The sequence below is a fragment of the Halobacillus dabanensis genome, assembly GCF_900114165.1.
In the GTDB taxonomy this organism is placed as follows: domain Bacteria; phylum Bacillota; class Bacilli; order Bacillales; family Halobacillaceae; genus Halobacillus; species Halobacillus dabanensis.
Genome location: NZ_FOSB01000002.1, coordinates 538596 through 553007, shown reverse-complemented (window position 1 = coordinate 553007; position 14412 = coordinate 538596). Strand labels below are relative to the sequence as shown.

Genomic DNA, 14412 nt, shown 5'->3' with positions numbered 1-14412 from the left:
GGGACACCAATGGTTTTGCCAGCAGTCTATAGTTAAAAAAATGACCCAAGAACAAATGGTTTGCTGTTGGGTCACTTCGTTTCCCGTTCTCACTCATCCTCTATTTGAACCTCCACAGTTTCTTCACTGGCTGTAGTTTCGAATAATACTTTCCATTGATCACTTTTCTTATGGTAGTCCATTTCTTTTACACTTAAATATGCGTTCTGGGAGGGGGAAGATGGAAGATTTTCTTTCGCCTTGTCCACTGCTTTTTTAATCGCTTCAGATGTACTCATATCGGCACCCTCCGGCCGGAGATCTTTTAAGATTTCTATCTCCATGGCTCCTGCCTGTGCGGGAAGGGATTCCATAACATTCGTGTAAGATACGTTTACACGGTCTCCCACTTGTACTTCCTCTGGGTGGTTGCTGAACCAAATCATATCCACGAGCATTTCATTTTCTTTGACTTCCGTTACGTAGCCCTCTAATTGGTTCGGCTCCTCTACTTGAACAGCAATTTTCACTTCAGCGTTTTCATCCAATTGTTTCATTTCTTCTTCCGTCAATGGTTCTGTAACGTCTATCTTCAATTGGTTGGAAGGTGTACATGTCCCGTAACCCCACAATTTATCTTTTATAGTAGAACCATCTATAATTTCAGATAAAGCCTCATTTTGTTTGTTGAGCTCATTTGCAGAAAGATTTACTTTTTCTATATGAACTGCATTTTCATTGAATTTTTGTTTAAGATCTTCTGCAGTTTCCGTAAATGCTTCTTTTACTTGCTGCTCTTCTTCTGTCAACTGCTCTTTGAATTGAAGGATGATTGTTCCTTTAACCATATACATGTCACCGATATTTTTTAAATCCTCTAACGTGTAACCTTTGTCAGAGATACCCTTCCTTAAGAATTCCTGACGTTTTGTTTGGAGTGTTGCCACTTGCAGTACATCTGGATTACGTTCTTTCATTTCCTCAGATATGTGGTCCACACTATACAGCTTCTGTTCTTCTTCTGACAACTCATCAAATGTGTCACCGTCATAGGTCGGCTCAGGGCAGGAGTCCACAATCATAGGGTAGCTGTCCAAGTCTTCACCACTTTTTGACTTGTTCTTTGATTGAGGGGCTTCGGGTTCGCTGCATGCCGATAAAAATAAAAATCCTAATACAAATAGGATACCAAGTCTCCTCATCATTCCCATCCTCCTTTTTTCATTAGTCGTTAAAAAATGGAAAATGTTACAGTTTAATGGAGGTTCCATTTTTGGATGTACGGATCTGGGTATGAGAAGCGGAGGGGGCAGGTTTGACATCTGAGGCGGCAAAAGAAACAGTGTATTGGAACACTTAAAGTTAAGTACAGAAGCATTTAATACATTGGTCTTAGAAGTAATCTCATAACCAACCCATATCCGTTATCAAGAAGGGTGAATAACACACGATTGAAAGAAAAAGACCTTTAATCAGGAAAGGAGAAACAGTCGATGAAGAAACTCTTACTCACAGGCTTTGAACCATTTCTCGACTTCCCGATAAACCCGACAACTCAAATCGTAGAGGAGCTGAAAGGAAAAGAGTTGAATGGGTATCGTATAGAAGGAAGGATTCTACCCGTAGATTATAACAACTCAGGCCATGGAATCTTAAAGCATATAAATGACATCGAACCGGATGCAGTCCTCTCGCTTGGACTTGATGCCGGACGTTACAAGATCACACCTGAGCGGATTGCTATCAATTGTAATGAAAGTAGTGAAAGAGATAACGAAGGAAATAAACCAGATGGGGAACCGATCCAAAAAGAGGGCCCGGATGGACTGTTTTCCACGTTACCGATAAAGAGCTTTGTAGAAGTATTGCAATCAAAAGGGTATCCGGCGGAGGTTTCAAACAGCGCTGGGACATACCTATGTAACCATGTGATGTATCAAACGCTTTACCATTTTCATGTAAATCATCAGAATATACCTTCTGGGTTCATCCATATTCCGGCTTCTCACGAACTCGCCGTTCAGCATGGGAAGTTACCAAGCTGGTCCCAGAAAGATTTGACCGATGCCGTCAAACATATCATTCAATTGTTATCTTAATGTAGAGAAAACACCAAGATTTAATGGGAAGAAACAATAAACACTTCTCTTTATCACTTTTAAACTCCACCTTATGTCTAAGCAGGCGTAGGGTGGCTCTTTTTTTTGAGTTTCTTTCCCAGTAATGACCGTTATCTTCAAAGCGAAAAGAGAACGGTTAAATGTCTCATTACATAAATGGCGTTCATATCGGAAACTTTATCTTTGTATAGGAAAGGAGGATGGAAAATGGACAAGTCACAAATCCAGGCATGTATCAGTGAATGTGAAAGTGCGATCTCCCATTTAAAACTCGCTATGGATCACATGGACAATGGACAATCAAGAGACAAAATGCAGCATGCCCAGCAGGATTTAGAGGCATGTATTTCTGAATGTCAAAGCATGCTTTAAAAAGGAAGAAACTTTTGAAAAGAAGCTGAAAGAGACCATTACAAACGAGAAAAGGGAGGCACTGCTGATGGTGCTTCCCCTTTCTCGTTTTGTATTTGATTGTTTTAATCTTATCCTCTGGAATGGTCCAGAGTCATGCTTCATCCGGTTCAGCGTTCTGTTTGAAAGGATACTTTCTGTTCTTCCACCCCTGTGTATTGCTGATCGATGACATCTATATGTTTCATTACTTGATCTCTTCCATGATAAATGTGTTCATGCATAGCTACCCGGGCCCGCTCTGTATCCTGCTTTTCAATCGCTTTAAGAATTGTTTTATGAGCATCAAGAGAATGTCTTAACTGATCGGCATTGAACCAATAGAAGGAGCGGAAGATCAATGGTACGACGACCACTTTTGATATATGAGAATGGATATGCTGGTTCTTGGAAGCTTGTATGACAGAGTCATGAAAACTATGATTGATTTTTAAAATATCCTCAATGGTTGTTTCCCCTGTTTCAAGGTACTGATCGATCGCTTTTTCATACATATCATTGGCTGTAGCCATTTCTCCTAGGTCTGAATCTGTCCGGTGGATGGCAGCCTGAGCAGCCGCGTACCCCTCCAAAAGAGTTCTCAAGTCATAGATTTGGCGTATATCCAATTCTGTGAAATGGCGGACTCGGACTCCGCGTTTCATGGATACCGTTAATCCTTCTGTTTCTAATTGCTTTAGGGCTTCCCTGATCGGAGTTCTGCTGATTTGCAGCTTTTTTGCTAAAAATTCTTCGGTCAGCCGCATTTTAGGAGGGAACTCCCCGTGCAATATAGCTTGCTTTATGTATTCGTAAGCACTCATTAAATGACACCCCTTTCGTTCATTGTATACAAACAGTGATAACCATTCAAGCTTTATATGTTTGTTTCCTTGATATAACGCATTATATCAAGGTTGTAAAAGATTTTTACACAAGATGGGTTGATTTATTGTATACAAATTGATAGTATATATCACAAGATTCAGAAAACAATGAAAATATAGCCCGGAAGTTTTCTTTTTTAGTGTGTTTGTAAGCGTTAACAATAGAAAGTGAAAAACAAGAGGTGAAGTTAAATGAGTCAAAGTTTAGAGGGAGTTAAAGTATTAGAGTTAGGAAGTCTGATTGCTGGGCCATTTGCTGGAAGGTTGATGGCTGAATTCGGGGCAGATGTAATCAAAGTAGAGCCACCCGAAAAAGGTGATCCTCTGAGGGATTGGCGTCATGTCTATGAAGGAACATCCTTATGGTGGAGACTTCAGTCCCGGAATAAGAAGTCGATCACAGTTGATTTGAAGAGTGACGAAGGGCAGGAAATTATTAAATCACTAGTTAAAGAATGTGATGTCGTTATTGAGAACTTCAGGCCTGGAACTTTAGAAAAATGGAATCTTGGTTATGAAGAACTATCTGCGATTAACCCGGGTCTCGTAATGGTCAGGGTATCTGGCTATGGGCAAACAGGTCCATATCGTGATAAGCCAGGGTTTGGAAGTATTGGTGAGTCGATGGGCGGGCTACGTCACCTTACAGGCCATCCAGATCTTCCTCCGACCCGGGTGGGGATTAGCCTTGGAGATTCCCTTGCCGCGATGTATTCCGTAATAGGTGCTATGATGGCCATTTACCATCGGGATGTGAAAGGTACCGGTAAAGGTCAAGTGGTCGATGTAGCCCTATACGAGGCTGTGTTCAGTTTGATGGAAGGCTCTCTTCCTGAATTTGATAAGCTTGGTGCGGTTCGTGAACGGACGGGTTCCTCTCTTCCTGGTATAGCACCTTCCAATACATATCAGTGCAGTGATGGAAAGTATATTGTCATCGGCGGTAATGGGGATGCGATTTTCAAAAGGTTGATGAACGCCATTGGAAAATCCGACGTGGCTGAAGATGAGCGCTTCCAAACTAATAGCGGAAGAGCAGCCCATGCTGATTACCTTGATAAAGTCATTGAAGAATGGACCAAAACACTCACTCTTGAAAACGCCTTAGAAGAGCTTGATGAAGCTAGAGTACCTGCGGGTCCCATTTACAGCATCGAAGACATCGTAAAAGATGAGCATTATTTGAGCAGAGAAATGATCCAGGATTACCAACTGAACGAAGAAGAGTCCCTGAAAATTCCGGGGGTTGTACCGAAAATGAGCGAGACTCCAGGTGGAACTAAATGGCTTGGTCCGGAACTCGGACAGCATACCGAGGAAGTGATGAAAAGTTGGTTGAGCTATGACGGGGAAAAGATTCAAAAGCTGAAAGAACAAGGCATTATTTAAGGAAGAGGTGAGGCATTGTGGAAAGGATCTTTATTCAGGAAGTCGTGACAAGGGATGGTTTTCAAATCGAGGATCAGTTTGTCCCGACAGATAAAAAGATAGCCCTAATCGATCGTTTAAGTCATGCAGGGGTCGATAAAATCGAGGTCACTTCTTTTGTTTCTCCGAAAGCCGTCCCGAACTTAAGAGACGCGGAGGAAGTGATGGAAGGGATTGAACGCAAAGAGGGCGTCACGTATACGACACTGATTCCAAATGTGAAAGGGGCAGAACGCGCGGCTTTTTGTAAAGCAGATGAAGTTAATCTAGTTGCTTCTGTCAGTGAAACACATAATCGTAAAAACGTACGCCGTACAGTGGAGGAATCATTCTCGAGCTTTCATGATATTTCGAGTTTCCTCGCAGGAACAGGAATTGCCATGAATGGAACCTTAGCAACTACTTTCGGGTGTCCATTTGAAGGGAGTATTGATGAAAATCGTGTGATGGAACTGATAGACAAGTATCTTGAACTAGGGGCAGATAGCATTACACTCGCAGATACGACAGGAATGGCGACACCGAAGCAGGTCTACCAATTGTGTGAAAGGGTTCTTGGTCGTTGGCCGGAGCTTCCCGTCACATTGCATTTCCATAATACCCGTGGCATGGGGCTTGCGAACGTAATGGAAGGAATACGTGCCGGTGTCACAAGGTTTGATGCCTCTTTAGGCGGATTAGGTGGCTGCCCATTCGCTCCGGGAGCAACCGGAAATATTTGTACAGAGGACCTTGTTCACATGCTCGCTTTCATGGGGTATGACATGAACGTAAACCTTGATCAGTTGATCGAGATTTCTAAAGATCTTGAAAAGACCTTAAACCATGAGTTACCAGGTCAGATCATTAAAGCTGGTAAAATCACAGACTTGCATTCTATTTCTTACACGTAAAAGAAGAGACCATGAAGGTATGGTTTAAAGCTTATATTTTTATCAGGACCAGCGACTTTGGTAATCATTGAACCTGCCTCTTGTTCATGGAGGAACATGTTTAGCTGGCATTCTCCATTTTGCAGGGGAGGATTTATAGGGAGATGTCAAAGAGTAGCACCCGGATACCATGTTGCTCCTGGAGGGAATGAGTATGGGGAGAAGGAGTATTTTTTTATACCATTTTATATCTGAAAATTTAGACATTAAGGAGGCTTATTCTTGGATAAATCAAAAAGAGAACCGATTAAAAATTGGAAGCTATGGATTGTTTTTGGTATTTTATTAGCTTTGATTACACCATGGTATTTTCCGACCAGCTTTGGTGAAATACTTATTTACGGCATCCCCCTCTGGGCACTATTGATCATTTTTGCATCTCTATTGTTGTCTGCATTTTTATCGTATGTACTAAAGTACCACTGGATGCTGGAAGAAGAGGAAGAGGAAAAAGAAGAGATGAAGAAAGGGGTGCGATAATCCATGGATTTAGCTTTTTCAGGTTGGTCAGGTATCTTGATTCTATTGATGTATGGGTTGATTATGCTGGGTGTAGGGGTTATCACGTACTTACGTAATCGGAATATCCATCAGAGTCTGGATGAATATTACCTCGGTGGTAGAGGGCTTGGTGTCATGGTGTTGTTTTTCACTTTTTTTGCTACTCAATATAGTGGGAATACAGTGGTTGGATATCCCCCTTCTGCTTACCGTATGGGTTTTGAATACTTAGTATCCGTGCCTTTCTTCATCATGATTATCATGGCCTATTTATTGTTTGCTCCAAGGTTATATTCGATGGGTAAGAAATATAAGTTGGTTACCCCCGCTCAATGGTTTGAAAAACGTTTCAAATCCAAAGCAGTTACTATTTTGGCATCTCTATTGATGCTCTACGGACTAGGTAACTATTTGCTTGAACAACTTGTTGCGATTGGACAAGGTGTGTCCGGGTTGACCGGAGGAACGATTCCTTATCAAGTTGGTGTCGTATTCTTCGTAGTGATCATGATTATTTATGGTTGGCTTGGAGGCATGCGTTCGGTCGCATATACAGATACCATGCAAGGCATCGCGCTCTTGTTTGGTGTGTTTATGCTTTTGATTGGTTCTATCATTTACTTTGGAGGATTGCCGACATCCGCTGATTACATGCAAGCGTACTCTCCTGAAAAATTAGGAGTTCCTGATGGACCTGGTGTTGTCAATTGGTTCAGCTTGTTAGTTCTGATCGGTATAGGTGCCGCTGTTTATCCTCATGCCATTCAACGGATATTCGCTGCAAAAAACGAACGAACTTTAAAACGCTCGTTCAGCAGAATGGCCTGGATGCCGTTTTTAACAGCTGGCGTTGTGTTCATTATTGGAATCATAGGAATCAATGCTTTTCCTGGTTTGTCTGAGGGGGAATCGGAACAATTGGTGGGAATGATGGCGAGTGCAGTAGCAAGCCAAAATGTGATTTTTTATTGGGCCATGGTCCTTTTGTTTGGTGGAGTGATTGCAGCGATTGTTTCCACAGCTGATTCTGTGTTACTTACCTTTTCTTCCATCATTTCCAATGATCTCTACGGGACATACATTAATCCGGAAGCTTCCCAGCATAAGAAACTTCTCGTAGGTAAATTGGTTGGAATTGTGGCCGTAGGGATTCTTATCTTAGTTGCATGGTTTCCACCGGCAACTCTATACGAAATATTTGTATTGAAATTTGAGCTCCTCATTCAAATAGCTCCAGGCTTAATTCTAGGGCTGTATTGGAATCGCCTTCATTCTAAGGCAGTATTTGCAGGTATGCTTACAGGTACCATCATAGCCTCTGTCATGACGTTCTTCGACTATTCCTTGCTTGGAGTTGCCAGCGGGTTATGGGGACTTCTAATCAATCTAGGAGTCTGTGTCATTGGAAGCCTTGTAATGACGGTTTCTGTCGTGGAAGAAGAAGAAGCGAAACAAGTCATTGGTATGTAGATGGACAATAGCATTAATAAAGTAGTTTGATAGAAAAGAGATGAGTCTCGTGAGAAATTTTGCCATGAATTTACCATATACACAATCGTATAGCCCCTGGCGAATGTTATTGTGGCTGCTTATGGCTCAGATTATGGTTGCATTCATCGGGAGGAGCCTTGGCCCTTTGAGTGTATTCATCGAGGAGGATCTATTGTTAACTAAAGCACAAGTTGGTCTTCTGCCGTCTGCCTTATTTCTGGGGCAGGCGGTAGCTTCTATTCCAACAGGTCTTCTTGCTGACCGGTTTGGCTCCAGGCCATTATTGGCGGTGATGTCTTCCCTTGTAGCAGTCAGTTTTTTGTTTATGACCTTACAGACAAATTACTGGGTAGTTCTCTTGCTTATTATGGTCGGTGGACTCGGTTATGGAGGAATGCACCCTACCACAAACCGTGGAATTGTCTATTGGTTCAGCCAAAAGCAAAGAGGTACTGCAATGGGGATCAAGCAAATGGGCATCACATTCGGTTCTGCGCTATCTGCCATTTTATTAATCCCGCTTGCGGAAACTTACGGCTGGCGAACCGTTGTAATGATTTCCTGTTTTGTATTAATTGCTGCAGGTGTGATAGCTTTTTTCCTATATCGGGATCCAAAAGAGGAGAGTCCTGTAAAACCACAGAAAACGTCACTGAAGGATACTTTCTCCTCGCTTACCCTTATGGCCAAAAATAAACCATTATTATTTATCAGTTTCAGTGCGATGGGGATCAATGGGTCACAAATGTGTTTAAATACCTACCTCGTTCTTTTTACATATGAGCAAATCGGAATCCATTTAGTTTTAGCTGGACTCTTACTAGTCTTTTCGGAAGCAGGAGGTTCTCTCGGAAGGATTGTTTGGGGAATAATCAGTGATCGGATATTTGGGGGAGAACGGTTGAAGGTGATGGCGATTATTGTCACCATCACTCTTGTTGCAAGTGCTGTTGTTGCTTTTCTCCCTAAGGGAACGTCATATGGAATTCTTGTGCCATTGTTTTTCCTGTTCGGCTTTGCTGTATCCGGATTCAATGGAATATGGATGAACCTTGCTTCAGAACTTGTCCCCAAAGAACAGGCAGGCTTGTCCAGTGGATTCAGCATTACATTAGGTTCTTTAGGAGTCATCCTATTCCCTCCATTATTTGGGCTCATTGTTGATCAGAGCCAAGGGTATACGCTCGGATGGCTGATGATTACAGTGCTTATGATTATTGTGATGGTCCTGCTAAAACAATTAAATAAAATGAAAAAAAGAGCTTAAATTTGGGAACAGGAGCTGAATAAGTCATGAAGTTTTGTCCTGATGAACTAGAGACGAAAAATGTGTATAAATTATTGTCAGGAGCAGTAGTACCGCGTCCGATCGCCTGGGTGTCCACGATATCGAGCGATGGCCAGTTGAACTTAGCGCCATACAGCTTTTTTACCGTAGCATCCAGAAACCCGCCGATGCTTTGTATATCCGTTGGACCGGGCGTGGGAGAAAGAGAAGGGACAGTCAAAGATACGTTGGAAAATATCAGGGCAACGGAAGAGTTTGTCATCAATATATCTTCCACCACCCTAGGGAATGAAGTGCAAAAATCCGCTGAAAACTTCCCTAGCGATATCGATGAATTTGCAGAAGCGGGGCTTACGCCAGTTCCTAGTGAAAAAGTGAAGGCAATGCGAGTAAAAGAAGCGCCGATTCAAATGGAATGTAAACTAAATCAAATCATCAAGCTTGGCAGTGATCATTTAATTATTGGGGAAATGGTGGTATATCACATTCAGGAAGATTATTATAAGGAGCAATATAAAGTGGATCTGGATCAGTTGCGTCCACTTGGGCGTCTGGCGAATGTGTTTAGTGAAAATAAGAATTTCTTTTCATTACCTGATGATAATATAAAGTAATTTTTTTAGTGCCTGACCTCTATTGCGTTAACGCCCTTTCACACTAATGAAGAGTTGTAGAGTTGGATGATACAATGTCCGTAAAAAAGTCTATCATCCAAATAACCTGTTCTGTGAATAGAGAAACGATAATAACAAAGCGCACCACTCATGTATATAAGGGGTGCGCAGCAGTTGGAGGTTATTTAAAAATCATAACCTCCAACTGATACATATTTTGTTTCCAAGTAGGGTTCGATCCCTTCTGCTCCACCTTCACGACCTAAACCACTTTCTTTCATGCCGCCAAATGGGACATGCGCTCCAGATGGTGCCCCGTCATTCCATCCTATGATTCCAAAGTCTAAATGCTCCTGGAGGTATGTGCCGACCCGGTAATCATTTGTAAAGAAATATGCGGCAAGGCCATAAGGGGTATGGTTAGCCAACTCCACAGCTTCATCAATTTCTTTGAAGCTTACGAGGGGGATTACCGGCCCGAATGTTTCCTCATGCATGATGTTCATACTCTCGTCTATATTTTGTAAAATAGTTGGATGTACGAAGTACGTATCCTGTTCTTTATTAGCACTGAACTTATTTCCTACAAGTACTTCGGCTCCTTTATCTAGTGCATCATTCACTTGGTTGACGATTTTACGATATCCCTTTTCATTTATTATTGGGCCTATGTCTGTATCATTGTCTAAACCGTGACCGACTTTCAAGGTGCTGACTGCTTTTGCTAGTTTTTCAGAAAATGAATCAATAATATTCTCATGCACGATTACACGGTTTGCACATACACACGTTTGACCAGCGTTTCTGAATTTAGAAATGATTGTTTGAGTAACTGCAAAGTCTAGATCGGCATCTTCCGCGACAATCAAGGGGGCATGCCCACCCAATTCCATCGTTACATGTTTAACCGTGTCTGCACTATTACGTATTAAAGTTTTGCCGACAGGGGTCGAACCTGTGAAAGTAATTTTCCTAACATGTTCACTATCTGTAAATAAGGAACCAATCTCTGGTCCATTGCCATTGACATATTGAATGGCATCTTTCGGTATTCCTACGTCGTGTGCTAACTCGATTAGCTTCATGGTTGTTAAAGGAGTCTCCTCTGCTGGCTTGACTATAAAAGTGCAACCCGCGGCTAAAGCAGGAGCAGCCTTTCTTGTCATCATCGCTGCAGGAAAATTCCAAGGGGTTATAGCTGCAACCAGTCCGATTGGCTGGCGATTGACAATGATTCGTTTCGATGGAGAGGAAGCAGGGACCGTACGCCCATAAATGCGGGTCGCTTCTTCCGCATACCAATCAATATAACTAGTCGCATAGTTAACTTCTCCTATCGACTCCTTTAATGGCTTTCCATTTTCTAATGTCATCACTTCTGCTATTTTTTCCTTGTTCTCCTGGATGACTCGTGACCAATCTTTCAATAACTTGGATCTCGTGTGAGCATCTGTGCGGGACCATTTTTTAAATTCCATATGGCCATTCGCTAATGATTGATTAATTTGTTCCTTTGTATTCATAGGTACTTCTTTGATAAGTTCTCCCGAAGCTGGATTATATACTTGAATGTGATTTGCCATGGAATCCTCCCACCTTTTCCTTTTGTTCAAATGCATCTTCTAGAATAGATAGACCTTTCGTGAGCTCCTCATCTGTGATAACCAGGGGGGCTAAAAACCGAATGACATTCCCGTTTAAACCAGAGGAAAGTAACAATAGACCATTTTCGTTAGCATATTTAGTGATCTCAGCTGTTTTCTGTTTATTTGGTAGTTTATCTGTACGGTTAGTTACGATCTCTACAGCAACCATGGCCCCAAGACGGCGGATCTCTCCCATGAACTCATGTTTTCCTGCCAGCTCTTCTAACTTATTCTCCATTGTTTGGCCAATGTGTTCTGCTTTTTCAAGCAAATGTTCTTCCTTAATAACATCTATTACAGTTAAGGCTGCTGCACAGGCAACAGGGTTACCGGCGAATGTCCCACCTAGCTCTCCTGGTTCTGCCGCATTTAATATATCTTGTCTGCCTACAACACCGCTTAGTGGCAATCCCGCCGCTAATGATTTGGAAACAGTAATCAAATCAGGAACAACCCCGAAGTGCTCTATGGCAAAAAGTTTTCCCGTGCGTCCAAATCCCGTTTGTATTTCATCTGCTACAAAAACAATCCCATGTTCCTTACAGAACGAATCTACAAACTGGACAAATCTTTTGGGAGGAATGATGAATCCGCCTTCCCCTTGAATCGGCTCCATCACTACGCATGCCACCATTTCAGGAGCCACGGTAGCTACGAAAAACTCTTTAAATTCTTCAATCATTTGGTCGGTATAATCTTCTTCAGACTGTCCCTCTGCTTTATGGTAGGGGTAAGGATAGGGCGCTTGATAAACTTCGGGTGAAAAAGGTCCGAATCCAAATTTATACGGTTTCACTTTGCTTGTCATACCCATGGTCAAATTTGTTCTGCCATGGAAACCGCGTTTAAATGTCACAACCGCTTGCCTCTTTGTAAATCTCCGAGAAACCTTGACAGCATTCTCCACAGCTTCCGCCCCTGAATTAAAGAGGATGGCTTGCTTATCGAATGACCCAGGAGTGATATTACATAATTTTTCGGCTAAGTTGATGTACCCTTCATACATCATTACGTTAAAACCAGGATGTAAAAAGCTATCCATCTGTTTATTCACTGACTGGGTTACTTTAGGGTGACTATGACCTACATTCAATGTTCCGATGGCACCCGCAAAGTCGATCCATTCGTTTTGATCTAAATCTGTAACCGTAGCACCAGAAGCATGCTGAGCAATATTTAAATTACTATTACTCACTCCCCTAGGGACATATTTCCTTCTTTTATCTTGCAAAATTTGGGTTTCGGTCATTGATAATCCCTCCATCTCATGTATATAGACTATTTTGACAATTAACTGGTATAATGAAAAGAGCCAGTTTTGACTTTTGTTAGGGACCAGATGGAAGGAGAATAACCTATGATTTTTTTACAAATAGACAAAACAAGCCAGGGTAAGTATATCTATCAACAGATTTACGCAGGGATAAAGGAATCGATCTTACAAGGGAAAATAGAGGTGGATGAAAAGTTGCCTTCCAAGAGGGTATTGGCAGACCGATTCCAAGTCAGTATTAATTCCGTTTCCAATGCGTATGGTCAACTCTTAGCTGAAGGATATATTTATACGATCGAAAGAAAAGGGTATTTTGTCGAAAATATCAACCAATTTATTGGTCAACAAGAGAAAGCACCCCCTGATTTACCAAATGATTTGAGAGAGAAGCACTCTATCAAGGAAGGTTGGTTGTCTCTGTCGCATATGACTGCGGATATTTCCAAATTTCCATTTAAGAAATGGTTAAAATGCCAAAACGAGGCGATTAAGAATCATCAGGAAGAACTTTCTGAAATTACCCACCCACAAGGGCCCTACCTCGTAAGGGAAACAATCTCCCGAATGATCGCATTGACACGAGGGGTGAGATGTGAGCCGGAGCAAATCATCATCGGTGGAGGAACGCAACCGTTAATCCGCCAACTCATGACCCTTCAAAAGGAGTCCACTAAAGTTGGTGTGGAGAATCCAGGATATTCCCGAATTTATTCTCTCCTGCAAAGTATGAAATTTAATGTTTCCCCCATTAATCTCGACAAAAAAGGAATAGATATAAACGAAGTGGAGGTGGGGGATCCAAACATATTATTTATTACACCATCTCACCAGTTTCCTACTGGAATCATCATGCCGATTTCCCGTCGTATAGAACTATTGAATTGGGCCGCTCTATCTAATGAACGATACATAGTGGAAGATGATTATGACAGTGAGTTCAAATATGGTACGGATAATATTCCATCTCTACAAAGTCTGGACCGTAATCAACGGGTGGTCTATACGGGAACCTTTTCCAAAACATTATTACCCAGCTTAAGAATAAGTTATATGGTCCTGCCGCCTGAATTATTAAGAACATATCGCCACCAGTATTCCAATTATATTCATGGAAGTAATTCACTCAGTTTATTTACTCTTCATTACTTTATTGAAAGTGGAGAATACGAGAGACATATCAAGCGAATGAATCTTCATTATGAAACGAAACGAAAGTTGTTAATGAAACAGCTGCAGGAAACTTTTAAGGATGATATCGACATAAAAGACGTCCCGGCTGGACTGCATTTTTTCGCTCATCTTAAAACAAATCGAGGATATGAGGAAATTCATGAAAGAGCGGAAAAGGAAAAGTTGGAACTATATTCAATCGAACGATTTACATTAAACAATAAATATAAAGGAGCGGGAAATGGGATTAGTCTGGTTTTGGGATTTGCAACAATCAAAGTGGAAGATATACCTGAAGCAGTAGGTAGGTTGCGCCGAATTATAAAATGATGAGTCAAAATGCTGTAATACTCTTTTATCTGGTACCAGTCGATTTGAAAAACTGGTACTTTTCTTTAAACCAACCAATTGTCATAATTATCAATATATTAAGAAAAAGTGATGGTCGAAAGAGTAACTTCTTCCTTCCATTCTTTAAATGTTTATGATGGATCCTCCCATCAGGAGACGTAAAACTAACTTACTAGTGTCCATATGTAATGATATGCAACCCATCGACTTCCACTACTAAATGAATGAAAAGCCTATGCCGCATCAAGTCCATATTGTATTCCGTTATGAGAAAGTAATACAGATGAAAAGGAGAAAGGGATGGTATGACAACGAAATTTGTGATGGGAAAGGTTAAGGTAA

General features: G+C 41.5%; 13 protein-coding genes. 9 read left to right on the top strand and 4 right to left on the bottom strand.

Annotated features, from left to right (window positions below):
- Positions 1-89 precede the first annotated feature (89 nt).
- Positions 90-1184: a DUF3221 domain-containing protein gene (locus BMZ58_RS05735; protein ID WP_075035584.1), complete on the bottom strand. Its 1095-nt coding sequence runs from the start codon at positions 1182-1184 to the stop codon at positions 90-92.
- 288 nt (positions 1185-1472) lie between these two features.
- Between BMZ58_RS05735 and BMZ58_RS05730 the strand changes: the two genes are divergently transcribed.
- Both BMZ58_RS05730 and BMZ58_RS21000 read left to right on the top strand, forming a co-directional pair.
- Positions 1473-2078, top strand: a complete 606-nt coding sequence (locus BMZ58_RS05730) for a pyroglutamyl-peptidase I (protein WP_075035583.1) — start codon at positions 1473-1475, stop codon at positions 2076-2078.
- A gap of 228 nt (positions 2079-2306) precedes the next feature.
- The gene (locus tag BMZ58_RS21000; protein ID WP_155996943.1) at positions 2307-2471 is read left to right on the top strand and encodes a hypothetical protein; all 165 of its coding nucleotides are present in this window, start codon (positions 2307-2309) and stop codon (positions 2469-2471) included.
- Positions 2472-2620: 149 nt separating this feature from the next.
- On the opposite strand, the gene BMZ58_RS05725 is transcribed toward BMZ58_RS21000, so the two are convergent.
- Positions 2621-3313, bottom strand: a complete 693-nt coding sequence (locus tag BMZ58_RS05725) for a GntR family transcriptional regulator (RefSeq protein ID WP_075035582.1) — start codon at positions 3311-3313, stop codon at positions 2621-2623.
- 255 nt (positions 3314-3568) lie between these two features.
- Here BMZ58_RS05725 and BMZ58_RS05720 point away from each other — a divergent pair, with 255 nt between their 5' ends.
- From BMZ58_RS05720 to BMZ58_RS05695, 6 genes are all read left to right on the top strand, one after another.
- Positions 3569-4765 (top strand): CaiB/BaiF CoA transferase family protein, encoded by a 1197-nt coding sequence (locus tag BMZ58_RS05720; RefSeq protein WP_075035581.1) that lies wholly within the window; start codon positions 3569-3571, stop codon positions 4763-4765.
- 17 nt (positions 4766-4782) lie between these two features.
- A complete protein-coding gene (locus tag BMZ58_RS05715; protein ID WP_208601402.1) occupies positions 4783-5697 on the top strand; it encodes a hydroxymethylglutaryl-CoA lyase in 915 nt (304 codons plus the stop codon).
- 261 nt (positions 5698-5958) lie between these two features.
- Positions 5959-6216 carry a hypothetical protein gene (locus tag BMZ58_RS05710; RefSeq protein ID WP_075035579.1) on the top strand — a complete coding sequence of 86 codons (258 nt, stop codon included), beginning with the start codon at positions 5959-5961 and terminating at the stop codon, positions 6214-6216.
- A 3-nt stretch (positions 6217-6219) separates the two neighbouring features.
- Positions 6220-7707 carry a sodium:solute symporter family protein gene (locus BMZ58_RS05705; protein ID WP_075035578.1) on the top strand — a complete coding sequence of 496 codons (1488 nt, stop codon included), beginning with the start codon at positions 6220-6222 and terminating at the stop codon, positions 7705-7707.
- Between the two features lie 64 nt (positions 7708-7771).
- Complete coding sequence (locus BMZ58_RS05700) at positions 7772-8995, top strand: MFS transporter (RefSeq protein ID WP_075035647.1); 1224 nt, start codon at positions 7772-7774, stop codon at positions 8993-8995.
- Between the two features lie 26 nt (positions 8996-9021).
- Entirely contained in the window at positions 9022-9630 is a 609-nt protein-coding gene (locus BMZ58_RS05695) for a flavin reductase family protein (RefSeq protein ID WP_075035577.1), read from the top strand.
- A gap of 185 nt (positions 9631-9815) precedes the next feature.
- Here BMZ58_RS05695 and BMZ58_RS05690 read toward each other — a convergent pair whose 3' ends face one another.
- A complete protein-coding gene (locus tag BMZ58_RS05690) occupies positions 9816-11213 on the bottom strand; it encodes an NAD-dependent succinate-semialdehyde dehydrogenase (RefSeq protein ID WP_075035576.1) in 1398 nt (465 codons plus the stop codon).
- Positions 11188-12525 (bottom strand): 4-aminobutyrate--2-oxoglutarate transaminase, encoded by a 1338-nt coding sequence (gene gabT / locus BMZ58_RS05685; RefSeq protein ID WP_244151497.1) that lies wholly within the window; start codon positions 12523-12525, stop codon positions 11188-11190. The genes BMZ58_RS05690 and gabT overlap by 26 nt, the downstream gene beginning before the upstream one ends.
- A 108-nt stretch (positions 12526-12633) precedes the next feature.
- On the opposite strand from gabT, the gene gabR reads away from it, so the two are divergent.
- Positions 12634-14049 carry a MocR-like transcriptional regulator GabR gene (gabR, locus tag BMZ58_RS05680; protein ID WP_075035574.1) on the top strand — a complete coding sequence of 472 codons (1416 nt, stop codon included), beginning with the start codon at positions 12634-12636 and terminating at the stop codon, positions 14047-14049.
- The last annotated feature ends 363 nt before the right edge of the window (positions 14050-14412 follow it).